Raw genomic sequence first — 22,118 nt, 5'->3', positions numbered from 1 at the left:
CCCGCCTCGACGCTTCCTACCTCGACGTCGTTCGCCCCTGCGTTGCCTGCCTCGATGTTGCTCACCTCGGCGTTGCCCGCCCGGCCGTCGGTCATCCGGTGCATGCGGTCCGGCTGGTTTTCGCGCAGGTCCCACGCCTCCACGACGGTCGGGCAGCGCCGCCGCCGCTGCTTCCAGCGGCGCAGCACGAACCGGGTCCACGGGTTCACCACACCGGTGATCGGCTCCGCGTACCGCTCGTAGAAGCGGGCGGGCACCGGGACGAGCCGGTCCGACCAGCGGATCAGCTCGACTTCGGCGCCCGCGGCATGGGCGGCGGCGACCGTGTCCTGCACGCCGCGCGTCACCCCGAACCCGTCGGCGGTGACGCCGCCGACTTCGAGGACCTCGCCGTCCACGCGCACCCGGAACGGCGGGGCGGCGGGGAACGCGGAGCGGGGCCCGGCCTTGAGCACGGGGGAGTCCGCCGCCATCCCCTCGGTGAGCGTCGCCCGGCCGGGCTCGCGCTCGGTGGCGGAGTCGGGCAGCGAGGCGTAGCGCTGGAACTCCATGACCGCCAGCCACGTGGCCGTGGTGAAGGTGGTCGCGTCCGCCGGGGCCAGCAGGAAGCCCAGCTCGCGCAGGTCCCGGTGCAGGTCACGGACGTGCGTGGTGCCCGTCAGCTCCGGCCGCTCCTGGCCGCCGTACCGGGCGGGCGCTTCGGGGGCCGGGTCCCGGTCGCCGGGCCGCAGGTCGTACTCGCCGTACAGGCCGGACGTGGGCCGGATGAGGGCCGCCAGCAGCCAGGCGAGCATCTGGTCGAGGTCTTCCAGCATGAGCCGTCACCTGCCGTGGATCGTCGTGGCACCGCCTCCTCGACGGTAGGCCCGCCCGCGCCTGCCCGCCCCAGGGAGCGCACTAGGGAAACCTCTGGGCGTCCGAGCCGCACAGCGTCGGCCCGTCTTCTCCCATCGGAAGCCCGTTGACTCCCGTTAGCGGGTGTAACGGTGCTTGGCCCCCGGCGGGAAGTACTCGGGGTCGCCGGCCTCCCGGAGCCGGATGAACGGCATCTGCTGCTGCTTGGGGACATAAGCCGCGAACTCGCTGTTGAGCCGCAGGAGCTGGGCGTGAATGGACGCGCCCACCGCCTGGGCGACCTCGTCGGACGGCTTCTCGCCGGGCATCAGCTCCACTGTCACCGTCAGGTGCCGGTCCCGGCGCTCGTCCTCGGCCACCTCCACCACGAACTTGCCGGTCACCGCCCCGCTCACCTCCGGCTGCTCCAGGCCGACCGCGATGTTCTCCGGGTAGACGTTCGCGCCGTAGTAGGACACGGTGAAGTGGCTGCGGCCGAAGACGTACACGAACGGGCGCTCGGGGCCCCGGGCGCGCGGCTCGAAGCCGCGCTCGCGGACGAAGCCCAGCAGGTCACGGTACGGGATGACGCCGCCCTCGTCGGCGATGTGGTAGCGGATGAGCGGGACACCGTTGTCGCCCGAGAACAGCAGCGTGCCCTCGTGCTCCTCGAAGAAGCGGACCCCGGGGTCGTACTGGACGAGGGTCGGCAGCCGGGACTCGCCGAACAGGTCCCTGGCCGTGCGCGGGCGGCCGGCCAGGAACCTGCGCAGCTCGACCGACAGCGGGGTCTCGTTGCCCAGGACGCCGGCGTCGGCGGTGCCGTACAGGGAGGCGATGCCGCGTACGGGGTCGGCGATCCCGGCCCGCTCGGCGACCAGCGCGCGCCACTCCTCGCTGAACACCTCGCCCGCCGTGACCAGCTTGACGTTCCAGTCCGCCCAGGGCAGGTCCTCGGTGTCGATGACGTTCTTCAGGAACGGCGGGTAGCCCAGCAGCACGACCTGGTCGAAGTGCGGGGCCAGCTCGGGGAGCACCCGCAGGATCTCCCGCCGGTCGGTGCCCGGGGCGACCACGGTGATCGGGTAACCGCGTTCGGCCAGGTGGCGGCAGCAGCCGACGGTGAACAGGCCACCCACCCAGGTGCCGAGGGCGAAGCAGACCACGGCCAGGGTGCGGCGCTCGCCGGCGTCGAAGGAGTCCCTGAAAACCTCCTCGAAGCGGTCGGCGATCACCCGCTCGTCGCCGACCGAGCGCGGCCAGAACGACGGCACCCCGGTGGACCCCGACGAGACGGCGATCATGTCCCCGATCACACCGTCCCTGCACAGGTCGGGGAGGGGGTGACGGCTGGTGTAGTTCTCCTTGGTGGTCATGGGCAGGCTCGCGAAGTCGGCCAGGGTCACGATCTTCGACGGCTCCACGCCGTGCTCGGCGAGGAACCTGCCGTAGGCGGGGACGGTGGCCGCCACCTGATGGAAGAGCTCAACCGGGTCCATCCGCCGACTGTACGACGAGGGGGCGGGGGAGCGGAACGCGCATAAGATCGTTCTCTGTAACGAAACGAACGCTGAAAGTGATGACTCTGTGAATTCACGGGGGTGACTCACCACATGAGGATCATTGACCGGCTGCGCCCGGCTGGCGCGGCCTTACTGGGAGCGGCGGTGCTGGCGTTGAGCGGCTGCGAGGGCGGCCCGCCCGACCCGGTCGTGGACACGACGACGGCCTCGCACGACCAGGAGGAGCAGACGCCGCCGAAGAAGGATCAGGGGCCGGCCGCGCCGGGGTGCCCGGAGGGCGGTGGTGACGCGGTCGACCCCGCCTGCCCGAGCGTCCGGGCGGGGGAGACCTCCGAGGGCGGCATCACCGAGCTGCCCACCGCCGAGCCCACCGAATCGTACGAGACTCCGACGCCCGATCCGGAACCAGAGCCGGAACCAGAACCCGAACCGGAGCCGGAGCCGATGCCCGAACCAGAGGATTCATGACCGGAATCCCAGACAGCGAGCCCGGGAGCAGGGCACCAGACGGCTCCCGGGCCGGCGTCAAGATCGACCCGATCGCCCTCAGCACCTTCCTGCTCACCTCGTCCGCCACCGTCGTCATCTATGTCGGCTGGATCTACACCGACAGCTACCTGGAGCTGTTCCAGCTCAATGCCTCCGCCATCGGCTACCGGCTCGACGAGTACGCCCTGCGCGGCCTGAACATCTTCCGGTCCGACATCCTGCCCTGGCTGGCGGTGCTGCCGCTCGTCTGGCTCGCGATCGGCCTGCAACGCGACATCGCCCTGCGGCGGAAACTGCTCGGGGGCGGCGGCCTGGGCCTGACCGCCACCGGGCTGATCCTGGCGGCGGTGGCGCAAGGGGGCGGCTCGGTCAACACGATCCTGATCCTGCTCCTCATCGCGTTCGGCCTGCCCATGCTGGTCGCCCCCTTCCGGGACCGGCCTCTGGGACGCAGCGCGTTCATCATGGCGGCCGGTGTCGCCATCCTCTGCCTCCTCTGGAGCGCCGCCCTGTTCGCCCAGATCCGGGGCAGGGAGGCGGCGCGCGAATTCGCCGCCGGCCTGCCCCGCCGCACCCAGGTCTCGATCTTCGCCAAGGACCAGCTCGCGCTGAGCGCCGTGGGCGTCACCAGGACCGACCTGCCCGAGGGGGCGTACCGCTACCGCTACGACGGCCTGCGCCTGCTGCTCAGCCGCGAGGCCAAGCACTACCTGGTGCCCGCCATGACGTACGAGCAGTGGCGGACCGGCTATGGGCGGACCATCCTGGTGAGCGAGAACGAGGCTATCCGCATCGAACTGCTGCCCGGCTTCCGCTCCGGATAGCCGTCACCGCCCGAGCTCGCCCGCCCACCCTTACTCACCCGCCTACCCTTACTCGGCCGAGCTCGCCCGCCCCGCCTCACCGGCCGCGCGTCGCCCGCTTCGCCTCACTCGTGCCGCCTCACTCGTGCCGCCTCACTCGCCCGGCCGCACCAGCCCGCTCTCGTACGCGAACACGATCGCCTGGGCCCGGTCGCGCAGCCCGAGCTTCATCAGCACCCGCCCCACGTGCGTCTTGACCGTCTGCTCGGCCACGAACAGCTTCCCGGCGATCTCCTGGTTGGACAGCGCCTGGGCGACCAGCGTGAGCACCTCGGTCTCCCGCTCGGTCAGCTCCTCCACCCGCCTCCCGGTCGCCGGCCGGGGCGTGCCGAGCCGGGCGAACTCCGTGATCAGCCGTTTCGTGATCGCCGGGGCGATGAGCGCCTCCCCGGCGGCGACCACGCGTACGGCCTCGGCGAGCTGCGCCGCCGACGCGTCCTTGAGCAGGAACCCGCTCGCCCCCGCCCGCAACGCCTCGTAGACGTAGTCGTCGAGGTCGAACGTCGTCAGGATGAGCACCCTCGTCGAATCCTGGCGCGCCAGCAGCTCCCTGGTCGCCTCCAGGCCGTTCATGACCGGCATCCGCACGTCCATGAGCACCACGTCCGGGCGCAGCTCGGCGGCCCGCTCCACGGCCTCCCGCCCGTCGGCCGCCTCTCCGACGACCTCGATGTCCGGCTGGCCGCTCAGGAACACGGTGAACCCCGTGCGCACCATCCCCTGGTCATCGGCGATCAGAACCCGTATCAAGCGCTCTCCCTCTCCGCGATCGGCAACGTCGCGCGTACCTCGAACCCTCCGCTGGCAAGGGGCCCGGCGTCGAGCGTGCCACCGAGCAACGCCGCCCGTTCCCGCATGCCCACCAGCCCCTGCCCCGCCCCGCGCCCGGCCCTCTCCCCTGGGGCGGTGCCCGGTCCGTTGGTGATGCGCAGCCGCAGCTCGCCGCCCTTGCGGGCGACGTCCACCGCCACCGTGGCGCCGGGCGCGTGCCGCATCGCGTTGGACAGCGACTCCTGCACGATCCGGTACGCCGACAGCTCCACGGCCGGCGGCAGCCCGTCGAGCGTGCCGCTCCGCTTGACCAGCACGGCCAGACCGGCCGCACGTGCGTTGGCGATCAGCTCCTCCACCCGGTCGAGCCCCGGCTGTGGCGCGGTGTCGGTACGGCCATCCTGGTCGCGCAGGACGCCGAGCACCTGACGCAGCTCCGCGATGGCCTCCAGCGACAGCCCCCGGATCTCGGCCAGCCCCGCCTCCAGCTGCGCGGGATCGCCCGCCGCCTTGAGCGGCACCGCCTCCGCCTGGATCGCGATCACCGACATGTGGTGCGCGACCACGTCGTGCAGCTCCCGCGCGATGCGGGCCCGCTCCTCCAGCACGGCCTGCGCGCTCTCGGCCTGCCGGGTGCGCTGCTCCTCCTTCACCAGCTTCGCCGTGGCGGTGCGCCGGACGCGGACGTTGTAGCCGAACAGCACCGCGACAGACACGATGACGGCGATGAGCGGCATCGAGTTGGGATGGATCATCCAGGCGGCGAGCACCGTGATCACCCAGACACCCACGGAGATCCGCCGCTCGCAGCGGACGGCGACGGAATAGAGCACCATCAGGTAGGTGAGGATCGCCGACACGGGATAGGGCGGATCGCTCTGGACCAGCGTGATGTCGACCCACACGACGACCGGCATCCCGGCGATCGCCACCCGCCAGGCGGCCAGCGGCCACCGGTGGCGCAGCGCCATGGGGAGGGAGACGCCGATCGCCGTCAGGTAGGCGAAGAGCTCGGACACCGGCCCGGGCGCGTTCCCGTGGAGCGCGAGCGTACGGGCGGCCCCGGCGTTCCAGTCGAGCACCATGGAGAGGGTGAGCCCGTAGAGGACGATCGCCAGGACGAGATCGGCGGCCTGGACCAGGTTGTAGGTCCGGAACGGGACCAGGATGCCGAGCGGGCGCGGCACCGGATAGGTCAGGCGGGGCGTGGCGGCCGGAGGATCGGCGTCCCCCTGGAACAACGCCAGCCCGAACGGCCGCACGACCGCCGTCGCCGCCTGCCGCACCCGCCCGCCCTGCTCCGGCCGTTCCCCGCCCCCATCGCCACGACCCCCGGTGTCGGGACGGTCTCCGCCCCCATCACCACGACCCCCAGTGTCGGGACGGTCGCCGGTCCCGTCGCCAGGACCGCCCGCGTCAGGCCGGTCGCCGGCCCGATCGCCACGATCGTCCCTTCCCGCGCTTCGCAGGCGGCCGTGCGCGAGCGCCTGGCCGAGTTCGCGCACGCGCCGGACGAGAATCACCCGGTCAAGCTTAGGAGCCGCCCAGGCGGAAGGCGTCACACCCAGGTTTGATTCTTCCTCACCCTCAGGTATCGCTTACATGATTACGATCGCCCTGAGCGAACATCAGCAATGAAGGGAACAGCACCAGGCTCCGATGAGTTGAGCCGGTATAACTCAACCCTTTGGAGTTCGCATGAGTGAGAGCTTGATCCTCCCGGTCCTGCCGCTGGACGACGAGGTCGTCCTGCCGGGCATGGTGGTTCCGCTGGACCTGTCCGACTCCGAGGTGCGCGCTGCCATAGAGGCGGCCCGTGCATCCGGTGGCAACAAGCCACGGGTCCTCCTCGTTCCCCGGATTGACGGTCGTTACGGCGCGATCGGTGTCCAGGCCGTGATCGAGCAGGTCGGGAGGCTCCCGGGCGGTGAGCCGGCGGCAGTGGTGCGTGGCGTGAACCGCGTGCGCGTGGGCACCGGCACGACCGGACCGGGCGCCGCGCTGTGGGTCGAGGCCGACACGATCGACACCGTCGCGGCCGGCGAGCGCGCCCATGAGCTGGCCAAGGAATACAAGGCGCTGGCCACCACCATCCTGCAGAAGCGCGGCGCCTGGCAGGTGGTCGACCAGGTCAACCAGATCGACGACCCCTCGGTGCTGGCCGACAGCTCCGGCTACACCCCGTGGCTGACCACGGCGCAGAAGGTCGAGCTGCTCGAGGCCGCCGACCCGGCCGAGCGGCTGGCCAAGCTGATCGAGTGGTCCCGCGAGCACCTCGCCGAGCTCGACGTCGCCGAGACGATCCGCAAGGACGTCCAGGAGGGCATGGAGAAGCAGCAGCGCGAGTTCCTGCTGCGCCAGCAGCTCGCCGCCGTGCGCAAGGAGCTTAAGGAGCTCAACGGCGACTCCACGGAGACCGAGGAAGAGGACTACCGGGCCCGGGTGGAGGCCGCCGACCTGCCGGAGAAGGTGCGCGAGGCCGCACTCAAGGAGGTCGACAAGCTGGAGCGGACCCCCGACCAGTCCCCTGAGACCGGCTGGATCCGCACCTGGCTCGACACCGTGCTCGACATCCCGTGGAACGAGCGCACCGAGGACAACTACGACATCACCGGCGCCAGGGCCGTGCTCGACGCCGACCACACCGGCCTCGACGACGTCAAGGACCGCATCATCGAGCACCTGGCCGTGCGCAAGCGCCGCCAGGAGAAGGGGCTCGGCGTGGTGGGCGGCCGCCGCAGCGGCGCCGTGCTGGCCCTGGCCGGCCCTCCCGGAGTCGGCAAGACCTCGCTGGGCGAGTCCGTGGCCCGCGCGATGGGCCGCAAGTTCGTACGCGTCGCGCTCGGCGGCGTCCGCGACGAGGCCGAGATCCGCGGCCACCGGCGCACCTACGTCGGCGCGCTGCCCGGCCGCGTCGTGCGCGCCATCCGCGAGGCCGGCTCGATGAACCCGGTCGTCCTGCTCGACGAGGTCGACAAGGTCGGCGCCGACTACCGCGGCGACCCCACGGCCGCCCTGCTGGAGGTGCTCGACCCGGCACAGAACCACACGTTCCGCGACCACTACCTCGAGGTCGAGCTCGACCTGTCCGACGTGCTGTTCCTGGCCACGGCCAACGTCCTGGAGGCCATCCCCGGGCCGCTGCTCGACCGGATGGAGGTCGTCACCCTCGACGGCTACACCGAGGACGAGAAGGTCGCGATCGCCCGCGACCACCTGCTGCCCCGGCAGCTGGAGCTGGCCGGGCTGACCGCCGAGGAGGTCACGGTCGAGGACGCGGCGCTGCGCAGGCTGGCCGCCGAATACACCCGTGAGGCCGGCGTCCGCTCGCTGGAGCGCTCGGTCGCCAGGATCCTGCGCAAGGTCACGGCCAGGGACGAGCTGCCCGTCACCGTGCGGGAGGACGACCTGGTCGACTACATCGGGCGGCCCAGGTTCGTGCCGGAGTCGTCGCTGCCCGAGGCCAAGCAGCGCACCTCGGTGCCGGGCGTGGCCACCGGCCTGGCGGTCACCGGGGCGGGTGGCGACGTGCTCTACGTGGAGGCGTCGCTGGCCGACCCGGAGACGGGCGAGACGGGGCTCACGCTCACCGGCCAGCTCGGCGACGTGATGAAGGAGTCGGCCCGGATCGCGCTGTCCTACCTGCGCTCGCACGGCGCGGAGCTGGAGCTGCCGGTCACCGCGCTGAAGGACCGCTCGGTGCACGTGCACTTCCCGGCGGGCGCCGTGCCGAAGGACGGGCCGTCGGCCGGTGTGACGCTGACGACGGCGCTGGCCTCGCTGCTGTCCGGGCGGCTGGTCCGCGGTGACGTGGCCATGACCGGCGAGATCTCGCTGACCGGGCGGGTGCTGCCGATCGGCGGCGTCAAGCAGAAGCTGCTGGCCGCGCACCGGGCGGGCATCACCACCGTCCTCATCCCGGCCCGCAACGAGCCGGACCTGGACGACGTGCCCGAGGAGGTGCGCAAGGAGCTGACCATCCACCCGGTCAGCGACGTGCGCGAGGTCCTGGACATCGCCCTCGCCCCGGCTCAGGTCGCCTCCTCCACCGTGGCGGCCTGACCCGCAGGGCCACTGCCCCGCCGCACCCGGCCTCCCGGGGTGCGGCGGGGCAGTCGCCTGTCCACCCGCACCGCCGGGACCGCCGCCGAGCCGGCGCCTCGCACCGCTGAGACCGCCGGCACCGCCGGGACCGCCGGGACCGCCTGCACGCAACCACCCCCTGCACCGCCGCCGCCCGTTCTGTGCGTCCTGCGCGGTTTGCGGGAGCTCGCCAGGGCCGCCACCAGGGCCGCCGCCGGGACGGCCTCCTGACGGCAGAAGGCGGGGCCGCCAGGCCGACCTGTGGCGGAGCGTGACGCGCATCACGAAACAGACGGGGAATACAGGGATCTCACCACGTCGTTAGCAACGGCGTGAACGAGGCATACGTGACCGACCGCGGCGCCCCCAGGGACGCGGCGTGTCGCTGCATGCGTATGGGGCGAATGCCGGCCCGTTAGAGCACTCCGTCCGCCCGTTCTCCTCGAAGGTCGTCATGATCACACCTGGTTTCGTGCTGCGCAGGCTGAGCCACCTGCCGTTCCACCCGGGCACCCGCTGACCCCGAGCCCTCTCTTCCGGTGATGTACGTTCCCGCGGCCCCGCTGGCGGCCGCGCTCAGTCGTGGGGATTTTCCGTGATCCAGGCTTCAGGCCTGCGCAAGCAGTACGGCACCACCGTCGCCCTCGACGGCGTCGATCTGCACGTGCGCGAAGGCGAGATCTACGGCGTGCTCGGTCAGAGCGGCGCCGGCAAGAGCACGCTCCTGCGCTGCGTCAACCTGCTCGAACGCCCCACCGCGGGCACCGTCACCGTCGCGGGCCAGGACCTGACGGCACTCGGCAGCGGCGAGTTGAACCGCGCCCGCCAGCGCATCGGCATGATCCACCAGCACTTCGCCCTGCTCTCCTCCCGCACGGTCGCCGGGAACGTCGCCTTCCCCCTGGAGGTCATGGGCGTGCCCAGGGCCGAGCGCGAGCGCCGCGTCGCCGAGCTGCTCGAACTGGTCGGCCTGGACGGGCGCGGCAAGGATCGTCCCCACCAGCTCTCCGGCGGCCAGAAGCAGCGCGTCGGCATCGCCAGGGCGCTGGCCGGCAACCCGGCCGTGCTGCTGTCCGACGAGGCCACCTCGGCGCTCGACCCGGCCACCACGCAGTCGATCCTCGCGCTGCTCAAGCGCCTCAACGCCGAGCTCGGCCTGACGATCCTGCTCATCACCCACGAGATGAACGTCGTCAAGAGCGTCTGCGACTCGGTCGCCATCATGTCCCGCGGCCGCATCGAGGAGTCGGGCGTCATCGCCGACCTCATCAGGACCCCCGGATCCCGCCTGACGAGGGAGATCTTCCCGCTGCCCGAGCCCGCGCCGGCCGGTTCCGTGACGCTCACGTTCACTGGCGACCCCCGGCAGCCGGTGGTGTCGGAGGTGGTCAGGAAGTTCGACGTGGACCTCAGCATCCTGGGCGGCTCCATCGAGGAGCTGGCCGGGGGCTCGGTCGGCCGCCTGCGGGTCGCGCTCGACGGCGCCGACTCGACCGCCGCGCTGGCGTACCTGCGGGACTCCGGACTGATCGTCGAAGTGGCTGGGGAGGCCGCGTGACCTGGGAAGAGATGCTGCCGCTGCTGTGGCCCGCCACGCTGGAGACGGCGCAGATGGTCGGCTGGTCCACGCTGTTCACCGCGCTGCTCGGGCTGCCGCTGGGCGTGGCGCTCGTGGCGTTCGACCGGGGCGGGCTGCGGCCGGCGCCGGCGTTCAAGTCGGCGCTCGGGTTCGTGGTCAACGTCGGGCGGTCGCTGCCGTTCATCGTGCTGATGATCGCGATCATCCCGTTCACCAGGCTGGTGGTCGGGACCACCATCGGGACCGCCGCGTTCGTGGTGCCGCTGACCGTGGGCGCGGTGCCGTTCTTCGCCCGGCTGGTCGAGACGGCGCTGCGCGAGGTCGGCGCGGACGTGGTGCAGGCGGCCCAGGCCATGGGCGCGAGCCGGACCACGATCGTGCGCAAGGTGCTGCTGCCCGAGGCGCTGCCCGGCCTGGTGGCGGGCCTCACCGTGACCGTGGTCGCGCTCATCGGCTACTCCGCCATGGCCGGCACGCTCGGCGGCGGCGGTCTGGGCGACCTCGCCGTCCGGTACGGCTACCAGCGCTTCGAGACGCTGCTCATGATCGTGACGGTCGTGCTGCTCCTCGTCATCGTGCAACTCCTGCAGAGCCTGGGCGACTGGGTCGCTCGGCGCCTATCGCATAAGTAAGGAAAAATCATGAAAATTCACCGCCTTGTGGGTGCCGTCGCGCTGGCTCTGTCGCTCGCCGCATGCGGTACGTCGCAGTCGGCGACGGAGGCGGGCACCAAGACCGCCGAGTCGGCCGACACCGTGCTGAAGATCGGCGCCAGCCCCGTGCCGCACGCCGAGATCCTGAACTTCGTCAAGCAGAACCTGGCCCCGGCCGCCGGGCTGAAGCTGGAGATCGTGGAGTTCACCGACTACGTCCAGCCCAACGTGCAGCTCGAGGAGGGCCAGCTCACGGCCAACTTCTTCCAGCACAAGCCGTACCTCGACGACTTCAACGCCACCAAGGGCACCAAGCTGAGCTTCGTCGCGCCGGTCCACCTGGAGCCGCTGGGCCTGTACTCCAAGAAGATCACGAACGTCTCGGCGCTGGCCAGTGGCGCGACCGTGGCCCTGCCGAACGACGCCACGAACCTGGGCCGCGCGCTCAAGCTGCTCGCCGACAACGGCGTGATCACGCTCAAGGACGGCGCCGGCACCGCCGCCACCGAGCGCGACGTGACCGGGAACCCGAAGAACCTGCAGTTCAAGCCGCTGGAGGCGGCGCAGCTCCCGCGCTCGCTGGAGGACGTCGACGCCGCGGTGATCAACGGCAACTACGCCATCGAGGCCGGGCTCAAGCCCGCCACGCAGGCCCTGGTGCTGGAGAAGACCGCGGGCAACCCGTACGTCAACGGCCTCGTCGTCCCGGCCGGCCACGAGAAGGACGCGAACATCGTGACCCTCGGCAAGCTCCTTCAGGACCAGAAGGTCAAGGACTTCATCGAGCAGAAGTACGAGGGCTCGGTCATCCCCGCGGAATGATTTCGAGTACGCCAGGGAAAAGATCGGGAATATCGCCTTGTCGATCCTTTTATGGCGTCAAGTGAATTGAAAGCGGCGCGCAATGCGGCGGGCGTACCAAGACGGGGTCAGCACAACCTCTCCCGAGGAGGCCCCGAAGTGCGATTCGTGTCACGAATCATGCTGGGTGTCACGGCCGCCGCATTGGTGGCGATAGGCGCTCCGGTCGCCGCGAACGCGACGACCACTTCCGCAACAACCGCCACATCCGCCTATGTCGTCGACTGGGGACCCTATTTCTCCGGCGACCACAAGGCCAAGGCCGACGGGCATGTGGCCGTCGAGAAGAAGCGCTTCAAGCACTGGTCCTGGAAGTGGGAGCCGGTCAAGAAGTGGGTCTGCAAGAAGGATCACAAGGGCGAGCGCCACTGCAAGTGGGTCGTCAAGAAGGTCAAGAAGTGGACGTGGGAGTGGCGGTTCAACCACTTCTACACCGTTCACAGCACGCTCACCAATGACAAGTGGTGGGGCAAGAAGAAGTGCGCGTGGGAGACGTTCAAGGTCGTGAACAAGGACGGCTCCTCGTACTTCAAGAGCTTCTCCTTCTGCGGGAAGCACTCGGCGCACTTCTCCTTCTCCGGTAAGAACGCCGCCCACATCTACGTGGACGTGAGCAGGGGCGACCGGCACCGCCCGACCGGCTACCACTCCGGCTGGAAGGACGTCTACCACGCGGCGGCCTGACCGCCCATTGAGCCGCGGTCTCAACGGCGAGGCCGCGGCTCTCGGCGTGCCGGGAAACGGGTTCTGGCGCGGCGGGCGATCAACCGAATAGTGTTCTGGTCATGTATCCGGGAGCCATCGCAGCAGTCACCCCAGACAAGCCCGCTGTGATCATGGCGGGCTCCGGGCAGGTCGTCACCTACCGCGAGCTGGACGAGGAGTCGAACCGGCTGGCCCACCTGTTCCGCGCCGCCGGGCTGCGGCCGGGTGACCACATCGCCTTCATGCTCGCCAACCACCCCCTCTTCCTGGCCGTCGCCTGGGCGGCGCACCGCTCGGGCCTGTACTACACGCCGATCAGCTCACGGCTGCAGACCGACGAGCTGGCCTACATCGTGAACAACTGCGGCGCCCGGGTGTTCCTCTCGGGCGCGGACCTGGCCGGCGTCGCCACCTCCATCACCGCCACCACGCCGGACGTCGAGCTGCGGCTCATGCTGGACGGCGTGGCCGAGGGCTTCGAGTCGTACGAGGAGGCGGTGGCCAAGCAGCCGGTCACCCCGATCGAGGACGAGTGCACGGGCATGGACATGCTCTACTCCTCGGGCACCACGGGCCGGCCCAAGGGCGTCAAGCTGACCTCCACGCACGGCCCGCTCGACGAGCCCGGCATGCTGCTGCAGCTCATCAAGGGCCTGTTCGCGCCGTCGGAGGACAGCGTCTACCTGTCGCCCGCGCCGCTCTACCACGCCGCGCCGCTGCGCTACAGCCTGACGTTCCAGCGGCTGGGGGCCACGGTCGTGGTGATGGAGCGCTTCGACCCGGAGCAGTACCTGGCGCTGGTGGAGCGGTACAAGGTGACGCACTCGCAGCTCGTCCCCACGATGTTCATCAAGATGCTCAAGCTGCCCGAAGAAACCCGGACAAAATACGATCTTTCCACCCTCCAGTACGCCATCCACGCCGCCGCCCCCTGCCCCGTCCCCGTCAAGGAGCAGATGATCGGCTGGTGGGGCCCGATCATCCACGAGTACTACGCGGGCACCGAGGGCAACGGCTTCCTCTACGTCGGCCCCCAGGACTGGCTCCAGCACAAGGGCACGGTCGGCCGCTCGCTGCTCGGCGTCGTGCACATCTGCGACGAGGACGGCAACGACCTGCCGCCGGGCGAGCACGGCACGATCTACTTCGAGAACGGCGGCCGCTTCGAGTACCACGGCGACCCCGCCAAGACCCGCTCCTCCCAGGACCCGCTCGGGCGGGGCTGGACCACGCTGGGGGACATCGGCTACCTGGACGAGGAGGGCTTCCTCTACCTCACCGACCGCCGCTCGTACATGATCATCTCCGGCGGGGTGAACATCTACCCGCAGGAGGCCGAGAACGTGCTGTCGGTGCACCCCAAGGTGGCCGACGTGGCGGTGTTCGGGGTGCCGGACGAGGAGATGGGGGAGCAGGTCAAGGCCGTGGTCGAGCCGGTGTCCATGGACGAGGCGGGACCGGGGCTGGAGGCGGAGCTGATCGCGTACTGCCGGGAGCACCTGGCCCACTACAAGTGCCCCAGGTCGGTGGACTTCCGGCCGGAGCTCCCCCGCCATCCGACAGGCAAGCTCTACAAGCGGCTGCTGCGGGACGAGTACTGGCCCGCGGAAAAGTAGAACGCCGCATCGTGTCCGACCGATATTCCCAGACGCCGTGGCGTCCATGCTCTTCCCTCTGCTGGGCGAACGGGCCGTCGCCCTGACGCTCCCGAAACCATGATCGCATGAGCGCGCCGCGGCGGGGCTGCCTCCTGAGAGGACCAGGGCGAGGAGGTGATCTTCTTGAACACGGAAGCTCCATGGGGCTCGGGGCATGAAAGCTCAGCCATGAAGGCTGGGACGATGGGCCCGAGAGTTGCCCTTCCTAGGGCCGGATCAGCATGAGACGATCTCCGGCGTGACACGCTTCAGATCGGCCGTGAACTGGTACGGGCAGCAGGTCAGTGTTCGCCCTGTCGCTACGTTGACCACCAGCGGTGTGGTTTCGGGGGTGTGCCTGCTCATCGTCGGAGTCGTGTTCTCCTTGGCGGTTGGCGATGACCCGATTCCGTGGGATTGGTACGCCAAGGTAGCGGCCGTCCAGGCAGCGCTCTGGTTGGGGACGGGGTTGCTTATTCGGGGCCGCGTCTAGGCGAGGGCAGCCATCCAGCGGCTCTCGCCCCACACGCCGCGCCGGTGAGCTTGTGGGCGGTCTCGAAGCGTTGACCTTGGCGGTCAGGTCCTCCAGGTCGGCGGCGTCCTTGCCGTACGTGGTGGACCACATGTCGGCCGGCTCATAGCCTCGCGCCCGCAGCAGGTCACGCCTCGTCTTCACATGCAGGTGCTCGGCACCCGGCTGTAACGTGGGCAGCTTGTCGAAGAGCTCCGCCGTCCAGTTCGGGAGTGTGGAGGCGCGATCGGCCAGGACGCGGGTGACGGCCATCCGAAAGTCGGTCATGTCGATGCTGTACGGGTCCGGCTTGCCGGTGTCGACCTCGCGGTGCGCCTTCACCCGCGACGTGGGGAGCCCACACCCGCGGCAGAGTTTCGGGCACAGGCGGTGGTGGCGAGCACTTGCACGACGGGCCACGCCTGCCGTCCGTCATTCTCAGCCTCGATGCCGATCGAGCTGCCACCCTGCCCTCTCGTCTTCCACGAGGTCACCTCGATGACGGGGAAGCCGGTCCGCCTGGCGACGGTGGCCGGCCTGGTCAACCAGGGCATGTCACCCTCCCCTGGCGGCGATTAACGAGATGACGGCCAAGATCACCAACACGACGGAGATGACGGCGGCCAGCGATGGGAGCGGCCACCGGCTGCGCTCCAGGGCGCGAATGCGGGCCTCGTGGTCGTTGAGGTCCTTCTGCTGCTCGCCGCGCCTGGGCGACCTCGCCGCGGATGCCGTCCACGCGGTCGGTAGGCAGGAATTGGTCGTAGATCTCCCGGGCTCCGATGACGATGGGACCGAGCGGGTCGAGCTGGGTCGCCGGCGCTCCGTTCGTAGGCACGGCGTGCGCCTTTTGGGCAGAATCAGGTCATGAAGCGGCAGGAGATCGACCGAAGCCGGTTGAAGGTGACGAGCCGCCACCAGATCGCCCAGTTACGCGCTCAGCGGGTCCGGGAGCAGCAACTGCGTGAGGTGCGCAAGATGGTTCGCCTGCACAGGAACGTGCGCACTGCCGTGGTCGTGGTGGGCGTGACGGCGACGCTGGTGGTGGCGTCGCTGCGCGCGTGGGGTGTACTCCCGCCCCTGCTCCCGTAGCAGGCCGCCCGCGCTCCCTTTACCGACGCACTGCTATCGCGGCTGTCCTGAACGTCGCCCTAGGCACCCACACCGTGATCATCGGTCATCCGCCGGCATGGTTTCCCCAGCTGACAAACACCGCCCTGGCCGTATCAGCGGATGGGCGAATCTCCTGATCGCCGCGTTCATCCCGCTGAGTGCGATAGCCGTGACCGGCGATCTCCCACGGCAGCGCTGTGGATCGCCGACGCTGCCCGCCGGCGCGCCTGATCTCCGGCCGCTGCATCAGAAGCCGATGCAGCGCCTGTACCAACGCACGGCCCACTGTCTCCGCGTCGCCCCGGCTCGCCATGCTCTTCGGGGTAGGCGACGATGTACCCGGCGACGCCGGGTACATCGTGATGGTGCTGTCCGCCTTCCTGGCCGACCGGAGCGTGAGCTTCCACGTGACGATGAGGCCGGCCAGCGGGACGCCGGCCAGGATGGCGGGCGGGGATGGCGGCATTTCGCTCAAGCTTTGCCGGGCCGATGAACGGGTGATCACCCATGTCTAAACCATTCGAAGATCTTTTAAGAGGATACGGCAGTGGTGACAGTCCTCCGACCAGCAGTAATAAGCCGTGTGTGAGTCGTCTCAGACAGTACAGATCACCGGCTTAACCAGCTCTTACGCGACTCTTGACACCCTTGAATCATCGGGATTTGAGGAGATGACAGATGAACGCGAACGAGCCTCGCGAGCAGGGCACCGGCGGGTGGAGCCAGTTCGGCGCCACCCCGCCGGCCGCCGGGGGCTTTCCCCGGCGGGACACGATCGCCATGGAGGTGCCTCCGCCTCCGCCTCCCGCGCCGCCCAAGAAGCAGCGCTTCACCGTGGGTCAGAAGGCCATCGCCGGGCTCGCCCTGGCCGCCATGGCGGTCGGCGGCGGAGCCGTGGGGGCCGTCGTCGCCACCTCGTTCCAGCCCGAGACGGTCGCCGGCAGTAACACCGGCGCCCCCAGCCCCGTCTTCAAGTCGGCTTCGGCGCAGCTCACGGTCGCCGAGGTGGCGGCGAAGGTGCAGCCCTCCGTCGTGATGATCCAGGGGCAGACGGGAGAGGGCTCCGGCGTGGTGCTGTCGGAGGACGGGCTCATCCTCACCAACAACCACGTGGCAGTGGGCGCGGGGCAGGGCGGGCAGATGACCGTCAAGTTCAGCGACGGCAAGACCGCCAAGGCCACCGTCGTCGGCACCGACCCCGCCACCGACCTCGCCGTCATCAGGGCGGAGGATGTCTCCGGGCTGACCAAGGCCACGCTCGGCGACAGCGACCAGCTCAAGGTCGGCGACGCCGTGCTCGCCATCGGCAGCCCGCTCGGCCTCGACGGATCCGTCACGGCGGGCATCGTCAGCGCCCTCGACCGCACGCTCAACCTCGGCAACGACCACGTCAGCAGATCCCGCCCGGCTGGGGCCAGGAGCAGCAGAGCCAGGCCGCCCCCACCACGATCGGCGGCGCGATTCAGACCGACGCCTCGATCAACCCGGGCAACTCCGGTGGTGCGCTGGTGAACGCCGCGGGCGAGCTCATCGGCATCAACACCGCGATCGCCTCGGAGGCCGCGGGCGGCGGCGTCGGCTTCGCCATCCCGGTCAACACCGCCAAGCAGGTCTCCGAGCAGCTCATCAGCAGCGGCAAGGTCAGCCACGCCTTCCTCGGCGTGAGCGTCACCGACGCGACGGGCGACGTCCCGGGCGCCCTCGTCAGGCAGGTCACCGACGGGAGCCCCGCCGAGAAGGCCGGGCTGCAGCAGGGCGACCTGATCACAAGAATCGGCGACAAGGCGGTTGACGGAGGCGATACGGTTGTCGGGCAGGTCAGAGGTTTCAAACCAGGGCAACAGGTCAAGATCACATATATGAGGGACGGCGCGACCAGCGAGGTCACCGTCACTCTCGCGGAGAACAAATAACAGGACCCCCTCATGGACGGGTGTGCCGTCGAGATCGCTGCGGACTCGGCGGCACACCCCCCCAATCCAGACCCATCCGGTCGGGAGGGTCAGGAGAAGCGCCGGCCCTCGTCGCGGCGATAGGCCCAGGCGGCCCCTGCCGCCGCGGCCACGGTCCACACGGCCAGCGCCACCAGCGCCACCGGGTCCGGCGTGGTGCCCGCGGTGATCGCCCACAGCAGCTCCGCCACGCCTCTGGTCGGCACGTACGGCGAGACGACCGCGATGAAGTCCGGCAGCATCGCCGGGGGCAGCAACAGCCCGCCCACGATGGCCATCGGGAAGAACAGGGCCTGCGACATCGCGATCGCGCCCTTGGCCGTCATCACGAAGCCGATGAACAGGGCCATCAGCATGAACGGGATGACCCCCACGACCAGCACGCCCAGCCCCAGCAGCAGCCGCACCGGCGTGGTCGTCGCCTCGGTGAGGAACACCGCGACCAGTAGCACCGGCACCACCGACACCAGTGTGACGGCGAGCGTGGCCAGGATCCGGCCGGTGAAGCGGGGGAGCGGGCCGGCGGGGAGCGTGCGCAGGTACGGGTTCCACGGCTGCTCGCGGTCTTGGGCCACGGTGATGCTCAGCCCGATGAGCGCCCCGGCCATCGCGCCGAAGAACATCAGCGAGCCCGTCGCCATGGTGGCCGGCCGGGGATCGTCACCCGCCAGCGGCACCACGAACGCCACCATGGAGATGGCCGGGAACAGCGCCCCGGCCAGCAGGCCGATCGGCACCCTGAGCTGTTCCAGCAGGAGATAACGGGTGTGCGCGGCGACCAGGCTCGACATGCTCTGTCTCCTTCGAGGTGAGGGCGAGGAAGGCCTCCTCCAGGGTGGTCGGCCTGACCTCCAGGCCGGAGAACGGCGTGCCGCTCCGTACGAGCTCGACGACCAGCCGGTCGGGGTCGGTGGTCACCAGGTCGACCCGGCCGTCGTGGCGCTCCGTGCCGATCACGCCGGGCAGCTCGGGCAGCTCCGCGGCGACCAGCGAGACGCGGCGCACGCCCACGAGGTCGCGTACGGCGCGCACCGTGTCGTCGGCCAGCACGCGGCCCTGGCCGACCACCACCACCCGCTCGGCCAGCGCCTCGATCTCCTCCAGGTAGTGGCTGGTCAGCAGCACCGTGCCGCCGTCCTCGTGGAACGACCTGATGCCCGCCCACAGCGAGCGGCGCGCCTCGACGTCCAGGCCGGTCGTGGGTTCGTCGAGGAACACCAGCCGCGGCCTGCCCGCGAACGCCAGCGCCACGGCCAGCCGCCGCTTCTGCCCGCCGGACAGCCCGCCGACCTGCCGGCCGGCCAGATCGTCCAGCCCGAAGCGGGCCAGCAGCTCGCCCCTGTCCGCCCTGTCGGGGAAGTGCGCCGACACGAAGTCGACGACCTCCCCGACGCGCAGCGTCTCGGGCAGCCCCGTCTCCTGCGGCGTCATGCCGATCCCGCGCCGCGCGACCGGGTCCTGGGGCGAGCCGCCGAACAGCTCCACGGTGCCGGAGGTCGGCCGGCGCAGCCCCACGAACAGGTTGATCAGGGTGGACTTGCCCGCGCCGTTGGGCCCGAGCAGGCCGACCAGCTCGCCGGCCCGGATGTCGAGCGAGACGCGGTCGAGCGCCAGCACGCCGCCGTAGCGGCGGGTGGCCTCGATCGCCCGGGCGAGGACCGTCATCCCATGCCTCCGGCGTTGTCGAGCAGGGCGCGGATCGCCTTGGTGTAGTCCTCGAAGGCCAGCCGGCCGCGCTTGGTGAGCGCCACGTAGGTGACGGGGGTGCGGCCCTTGTGGGTCTTGGTGATCCGGACGTATCCGGCCTCTTCCAGCTTGGTCAGGTGCACCGACAGGTTCCCGGCGGTCATGCCCAGCAGCTCCTTCATCGAGTTGAAGGCCATCTCGTCCCCGTCGCCGAGGACGTTGAGCGAGGCGATCACGCGCAGCCGCGCCTGCGCGTGGATCACCGGGTCGAGCTCGGGCAGCGCCTTGTCCGCCGTCACAGGCAGCGCCTCAGCCACAGCCCCGCGACCACGAAACCGCCGCCCAGCAGCACGGCCGTCAGGAGCGCGTGCCAGCCGGCGCCGAGCAGCACGCCCAGCGCGTTGACGCCGGCGGTCCAGGCGCCGACGAAGAACATCGGCCAGTTGAGCCAGACCGCGCCGCCGGCCATGTAGAGGACGGCCACCACCATGAGCGCGGTGCCTCCCCAGAGCAGGCCGCTCTCATGGTCCGGCAGCAGCGAGCCCATCCGGAGGGCGATGACCACCATGAGCAGCATCCCGGCGAACCACGCGTAGCCGTACATCATGCCCCTGGCGGCCGAGTCGCCGCGGACCAGCATGTTCATCCGCACGATCCCGTACGCGGCCACCGCCCCCGCGACGAGCTGGGCGCCCATCAGCACGGCCACGGCCTGCATCTGCGTGATGGGCGCGTAGGACTGCCCGTACAGCCCGTAGTGCAGGAACAGCGCGCCGAAGCCGAGCAGCCAGGCGGCGCCCCATGGGACGTAGAGCAGCAGCGGATCGCCGTAGAGGCGTTTGACCGTGGCCACGCTCTGCTCGTCGATGATGCGGAGCGTCTCCTCGGGACTGCGCTCTTCGTCCACCATGCAAACTCCTCGAAATGACAAACTGGTTTGCATCGTAAACCTGATGGCGTCGTCAACTCAATGCCGGGGCGGGGCCGGGAGGGTTACCGCCGGGTGAGGACCTCGGACTCCCACAGGTCGCGGTAGTAGCCGGGCACGGAGACGAGCTCGTCGTGCCGTCCCCGCTGGACGACCCGGCCCTCCTCCAGCACGACCACCTCGTCGACCAGCTCCAGCCCCTTGAGGCGGTGCGTGACGAGCAGCGTCGTGCGGTCCCTGGTCACGTCGAGCAGGTCGCTCATCAACCGGTCGGCCGTCTCCTCGTCGAGCGCCTCGGCGGGCTCGTCGAGCAGGAGCACCGGCGGGTCGTACAGGAGCGCCCTGGCCAGCGCCAGCCGCTGCAACTGGCCGCCGGACACGGTCCTGCCGTCCTCGCCCAGCTCGGCGTCCCACCCGGTCCGCTCGACCCACTCGTCGAGCCTGGCGTCGCGCACGGCCCGCCGCAGCGTCTCGTCGTCGGCGGCGGGGCCGGCCAGGCGCAGGTTGTCGCGGAGGCTGGCGCGGAAGATGTAGGGGTCCTGGGTCAGGCCGGTCATCAGCGTGCGCACGTCGTCGCCGGACAGGTCCCGCAGGTCGGCGCCGTTGACCCTGATGCCGCCGGACTCGGGCTCGACCAGGCGCATGAGCGCCGCCAGCAGGGTGCTCTTGCCGGCCCCGCTGGGACCGACGATCGCGACCCGCTTGCCGGGGGTGAGCCGCAGCGACACGCCGTCCAGGGCGGGGCGGGCGGCGTCGGAGGTGGCGTGGCGGACCACGAGGTCGTCGATCTCGACGGTCAGCGGGGCCTCGGGGCGGGGCGCGGGCGCGGCGGGCTCGGTGACCGCCGGGGTGGCCGAGCGCACCTCGCGCAGCCGCCCCAGCGCGGCCATGATGCCCGCCATCCGCTCGCCCGCCGCCGCCAGCGGCAGCACCGGCTCGAAGGCGACCAGCGAGGTCAGCGCGAGCACGGCCGTGCCCACCGAATCAGCCCCCGCCGCCTGGGCGAGCAGGACGACGGCCGCCACGGTCAGCCCCTGCACGAGGGTGCCGCCGGCCAGCGCGGCCGCGTGCACGCGGGCCTGGCGGCGCTCCAGCGCGGCCAGCGACTCGTCGGCCGACAGGGCCTTGCTCAGGGCCTCGCCGTCGGCGCCGTACGCGGCCAGGTCAGCGGAGCCGTGCACCAGGTCGGCCACCCGGCCCGCCAGCGCCGCCCGCGCGGGGGCGATCCTGGCCGACCAGCGGCGGGCCGCGGCGGCCGTACCGGCGGGCAGCAGCACCCCGGCCACCACCAGCCCCGCCACCAGCACCAGCGCCGCCACCGGCAGGATCGTCAGCCCGATCACGACGGCGGCCAGCCCCGCGATCGCCGCCGCGGCGGCCGGCAGGAGGCAGCGGACGAGCAGGTCCTGTACGGCCTCGGTGTCGTCCACCATGCGGCTCAGCAGGTCGGCGCCGCCGTGGCGGGGCTGCTGGGGCGGGATCAGGGCCTGGTAGAGCCGCTCCCGGGTGCCGGCCTGGGCGCGCAGGGCGACGTCGTGGCCGGTGAGGCGCTCGGCGTACCGGAAGACGCCCTTGCCGGTGGCGAACGCCCTGGTGGCCACGATCGCCACGCTGAGGGCGGCCAGGGGCGGCTGCTCGGCGGCCCGCGTGATCAGCCAGGCCGCGGCGGCGATCAGCCCCAGCCCGGCCAGGTCGGCCGCCGCCCCCGCCAGCACGGCCCAGCCGAGCCGCGTGCCCATACGCCGGTTCACCGCCCGCTCCCCTCACGCCTCGCCTCAGCCCGCTCCTGCCCCCTCCGACCGCCTCCGGCGCCCGGAGGCGGATCGACACCCCCCGCCGTACGCGCCGCACCCGCAGCGTCTGCCGCGGGCGCCGGGCCATCGTGCGCGAGCACGCCGTGCGCCGGGCCGTAGTGCGCTGGGCCGTCGTG

At 70.8% G+C, this 22,118-nt stretch carries 24 protein-coding genes; 13 read left to right on the top strand and 11 right to left on the bottom strand.

Features of this window, described 5'->3' with window-relative positions; genetic code table 11:
• Both ACTWPW_RS56370 and ACTWPW_RS56365 read right to left on the bottom strand, forming a co-directional pair.
• Window positions 1-815, bottom strand: an 815-nt coding sequence (locus tag ACTWPW_RS56370; protein WP_443173875.1) for a hypothetical protein, incomplete at its 3' end; no start/stop codon positions are given.
• A gap of 156 nt (window positions 816-971) precedes the next feature.
• Window positions 972-2,333 carry a phenylacetate--CoA ligase family protein gene (locus tag ACTWPW_RS56365; protein WP_375116563.1) on the bottom strand — a complete coding sequence of 454 codons (1,362 nt, stop codon included), beginning with the start codon at window positions 2,331-2,333 and terminating at the stop codon, window positions 972-974.
• A gap of 114 nt (window positions 2,334-2,447) precedes the next feature.
• Here ACTWPW_RS56365 and ACTWPW_RS56360 point away from each other — a divergent pair, with 114 nt between their 5' ends.
• Together ACTWPW_RS56360 and ACTWPW_RS56355 are read left to right on the top strand one after the other, a co-directional pair.
• Window positions 2,448-2,825 (top strand): hypothetical protein, encoded by a 378-nt coding sequence (locus tag ACTWPW_RS56360; RefSeq protein ID WP_443173874.1) that lies wholly within the window; start codon window positions 2,448-2,450, stop codon window positions 2,823-2,825.
• Window positions 2,822-3,670, top strand: coding sequence for a hypothetical protein (locus ACTWPW_RS56355; RefSeq protein ID WP_375116561.1), 849 nt, complete (start codon window positions 2,822-2,824; stop codon window positions 3,668-3,670). Before ACTWPW_RS56360 ends, ACTWPW_RS56355 begins: the two co-directional genes overlap by 4 nt.
• Before the next feature lie 132 nt (window positions 3,671-3,802).
• Here ACTWPW_RS56355 and ACTWPW_RS56350 read toward each other — a convergent pair whose 3' ends face one another.
• Both ACTWPW_RS56350 and ACTWPW_RS56345 read right to left on the bottom strand, forming a co-directional pair.
• Window positions 3,803-4,459 (bottom strand): response regulator transcription factor, encoded by a 657-nt coding sequence (locus tag ACTWPW_RS56350; RefSeq protein ID WP_364112154.1) that lies wholly within the window; start codon window positions 4,457-4,459, stop codon window positions 3,803-3,805.
• The gene (locus tag ACTWPW_RS56345; protein ID WP_443173873.1) at window positions 4,456-6,003 is read right to left on the bottom strand and encodes a sensor histidine kinase; all 1,548 of its coding nucleotides are present in this window, start codon (window positions 6,001-6,003) and stop codon (window positions 4,456-4,458) included. The genes ACTWPW_RS56350 and ACTWPW_RS56345 overlap by 4 nt, the downstream gene beginning before the upstream one ends.
• A 175-nt stretch (window positions 6,004-6,178) precedes the next feature.
• Between ACTWPW_RS56345 and lon the strand changes: the two genes are divergently transcribed.
• From lon to ACTWPW_RS56310, 7 genes are all read left to right on the top strand, one after another.
• Entirely contained in the window at window positions 6,179-8,542 is a 2,364-nt protein-coding gene (gene lon, locus ACTWPW_RS56340; RefSeq protein ID WP_375116559.1) for an endopeptidase La, read from the top strand.
• Between the two features lie 39 nt (window positions 8,543-8,581).
• Complete coding sequence (locus tag ACTWPW_RS56335) at window positions 8,582-8,794, top strand: hypothetical protein (RefSeq protein ID WP_443173872.1); 213 nt, start codon at window positions 8,582-8,584, stop codon at window positions 8,792-8,794.
• Window positions 8,795-9,158: 364 nt separating this feature from the next.
• The gene (locus ACTWPW_RS56330; protein ID WP_375116558.1) at window positions 9,159-10,121 is read left to right on the top strand and encodes a methionine ABC transporter ATP-binding protein; all 963 of its coding nucleotides are present in this window, start codon (window positions 9,159-9,161) and stop codon (window positions 10,119-10,121) included.
• Complete coding sequence (locus tag ACTWPW_RS56325) at window positions 10,118-10,774, top strand: methionine ABC transporter permease (protein ID WP_364112164.1); 657 nt, start codon at window positions 10,118-10,120, stop codon at window positions 10,772-10,774. Before ACTWPW_RS56330 ends, ACTWPW_RS56325 begins: the two co-directional genes overlap by 4 nt.
• Window positions 10,775-10,783: 9 nt before the next feature.
• Entirely contained in the window at window positions 10,784-11,617 is an 834-nt protein-coding gene (locus ACTWPW_RS56320) for a MetQ/NlpA family ABC transporter substrate-binding protein (RefSeq protein WP_375116557.1), read from the top strand.
• Between the two features lie 147 nt (window positions 11,618-11,764).
• Entirely contained in the window at window positions 11,765-12,340 is a 576-nt protein-coding gene (locus ACTWPW_RS56315) for a hypothetical protein (RefSeq protein WP_375116556.1), read from the top strand.
• Window positions 12,341-12,441: 101 nt separating this feature from the next.
• Window positions 12,442-13,977, top strand: a complete 1,536-nt coding sequence (locus tag ACTWPW_RS56310) for an AMP-binding protein (RefSeq protein WP_443173871.1) — start codon at window positions 12,442-12,444, stop codon at window positions 13,975-13,977.
• A 247-nt stretch (window positions 13,978-14,224) separates the two neighbouring features.
• On the opposite strand, the gene ACTWPW_RS56305 is transcribed toward ACTWPW_RS56310, so the two are convergent.
• Complete coding sequence (locus ACTWPW_RS56305; RefSeq protein WP_443173870.1) at window positions 14,225-14,851, bottom strand: hypothetical protein; 627 nt, start codon at window positions 14,849-14,851, stop codon at window positions 14,225-14,227.
• Window positions 14,852-14,956: 105 nt separating this feature from the next.
• Here ACTWPW_RS56305 and ACTWPW_RS56300 point away from each other — a divergent pair, with 105 nt between their 5' ends.
• Window positions 14,957-15,088, top strand: coding sequence for a hypothetical protein (locus tag ACTWPW_RS56300; RefSeq protein WP_443173869.1), 132 nt, complete (start codon window positions 14,957-14,959; stop codon window positions 15,086-15,088).
• 288 nt (window positions 15,089-15,376) lie between these two features.
• Window positions 15,377-15,601: a hypothetical protein gene (locus ACTWPW_RS56295; RefSeq protein WP_443173868.1), complete on the top strand. Its 225-nt coding sequence runs from the start codon at window positions 15,377-15,379 to the stop codon at window positions 15,599-15,601.
• 85 nt (window positions 15,602-15,686) lie between these two features.
• Here the strand turns inward: ACTWPW_RS56295 and ACTWPW_RS56290 are convergent, their stop codons facing one another.
• Window positions 15,687-16,127 carry a hypothetical protein gene (locus ACTWPW_RS56290; protein WP_443173867.1) on the bottom strand — a complete coding sequence of 147 codons (441 nt, stop codon included), beginning with the start codon at window positions 16,125-16,127 and terminating at the stop codon, window positions 15,687-15,689.
• 173 nt (window positions 16,128-16,300) lie between these two features.
• Between ACTWPW_RS56290 and ACTWPW_RS56285 the strand changes: the two genes are divergently transcribed.
• Both ACTWPW_RS56285 and ACTWPW_RS56280 read left to right on the top strand, forming a co-directional pair.
• Entirely contained in the window at window positions 16,301-17,134 is an 834-nt protein-coding gene (locus ACTWPW_RS56285; protein WP_443173866.1) for a S1C family serine protease, read from the top strand.
• Window positions 17,020-17,535: a S1C family serine protease gene (locus tag ACTWPW_RS56280; protein ID WP_443173876.1), complete on the top strand. Its 516-nt coding sequence runs from the start codon at window positions 17,020-17,022 to the stop codon at window positions 17,533-17,535. Before ACTWPW_RS56285 ends, ACTWPW_RS56280 begins: the two co-directional genes overlap by 115 nt.
• Window positions 17,536-17,624: 89 nt before the next feature.
• On the opposite strand, the gene ACTWPW_RS56275 is transcribed toward ACTWPW_RS56280, so the two are convergent.
• The 5 genes from ACTWPW_RS56275 to cydC form a co-directional block, all read right to left on the bottom strand.
• Window positions 17,625-18,311 (bottom strand): ABC transporter permease, encoded by a 687-nt coding sequence (locus tag ACTWPW_RS56275; RefSeq protein ID WP_375116579.1) that lies wholly within the window; start codon window positions 18,309-18,311, stop codon window positions 17,625-17,627.
• Complete coding sequence (locus ACTWPW_RS56270; RefSeq protein WP_375116553.1) at window positions 18,235-19,239, bottom strand: ABC transporter ATP-binding protein; 1,005 nt, start codon at window positions 19,237-19,239, stop codon at window positions 18,235-18,237. The genes ACTWPW_RS56275 and ACTWPW_RS56270 overlap by 77 nt, the downstream gene beginning before the upstream one ends.
• A complete protein-coding gene (locus ACTWPW_RS56265) occupies window positions 19,236-19,559 on the bottom strand; it encodes a winged helix-turn-helix domain-containing protein (protein WP_375116552.1) in 324 nt (107 codons plus the stop codon). The genes ACTWPW_RS56270 and ACTWPW_RS56265 overlap by 4 nt, the downstream gene beginning before the upstream one ends.
• Window positions 19,556-20,170 carry a hypothetical protein gene (locus ACTWPW_RS56260; RefSeq protein ID WP_375116551.1) on the bottom strand — a complete coding sequence of 205 codons (615 nt, stop codon included), beginning with the start codon at window positions 20,168-20,170 and terminating at the stop codon, window positions 19,556-19,558. Before ACTWPW_RS56260 ends, ACTWPW_RS56265 begins: the two co-directional genes overlap by 4 nt.
• 83 nt (window positions 20,171-20,253) lie before the next feature.
• Window positions 20,254-21,939, bottom strand: coding sequence for a thiol reductant ABC exporter subunit CydC (gene cydC, locus ACTWPW_RS56255; protein ID WP_443173865.1), 1,686 nt, complete (start codon window positions 21,937-21,939; stop codon window positions 20,254-20,256).
• Between the last annotated feature and the right edge of the window lie 179 nt (window positions 21,940-22,118).

It is taken from the genome of Nonomuraea sp. KM90, from assembly GCF_052246675.1.
GTDB lineage: Bacteria > Actinomycetota > Actinomycetes > Streptosporangiales > Streptosporangiaceae > Nonomuraea.
This window is presented reverse-complemented; position numbering and strand designations above follow the sequence as displayed.

What these genes read in the sequence shown, in the direction of transcription:
- ACTWPW_RS56365 (WP_375116563.1), bottom strand. Translation starts at nt 2,333, where the DNA reads ATGGACCCGGTTGAGCTCTTCCATCAGGTGGCGGCCACCGTCCCCGCC.
- ACTWPW_RS56360 (WP_443173874.1), top strand. Translation starts at nt 2,448, where the DNA reads ATGAGGATCATTGACCGGCTGCGCCCGGCTGGCGCGGCCTTACTGGGA.
- ACTWPW_RS56355 (WP_375116561.1), top strand. Translation starts at nt 2,822, where the DNA reads ATGACCGGAATCCCAGACAGCGAGCCCGGGAGCAGGGCACCAGACGGC.
- lon (WP_375116559.1), top strand. Translation starts at nt 6,179, where the DNA reads ATGAGTGAGAGCTTGATCCTCCCGGTCCTGCCGCTGGACGACGAGGTC.
- ACTWPW_RS56320 (WP_375116557.1), top strand. Translation starts at nt 10,784, where the DNA reads ATGAAAATTCACCGCCTTGTGGGTGCCGTCGCGCTGGCTCTGTCGCTC.
- ACTWPW_RS56310 (WP_443173871.1), top strand. Translation starts at nt 12,442, where the DNA reads ATGTATCCGGGAGCCATCGCAGCAGTCACCCCAGACAAGCCCGCTGTG.
- ACTWPW_RS56300 (WP_443173869.1), top strand. Translation starts at nt 14,957, where the DNA reads ATGCCGATCGAGCTGCCACCCTGCCCTCTCGTCTTCCACGAGGTCACC.
- ACTWPW_RS56295 (WP_443173868.1), top strand. Translation starts at nt 15,377, where the DNA reads ATGAAGCGGCAGGAGATCGACCGAAGCCGGTTGAAGGTGACGAGCCGC.
- ACTWPW_RS56285 (WP_443173866.1), top strand. Translation starts at nt 16,301, where the DNA reads ATGAACGCGAACGAGCCTCGCGAGCAGGGCACCGGCGGGTGGAGCCAG.
- ACTWPW_RS56270 (WP_375116553.1), bottom strand. Translation starts at nt 19,239, where the DNA reads ATGACGGTCCTCGCCCGGGCGATCGAGGCCACCCGCCGCTACGGCGGC.
- ACTWPW_RS56260 (WP_375116551.1), bottom strand. Translation starts at nt 20,170, where the DNA reads ATGGTGGACGAAGAGCGCAGTCCCGAGGAGACGCTCCGCATCATCGAC.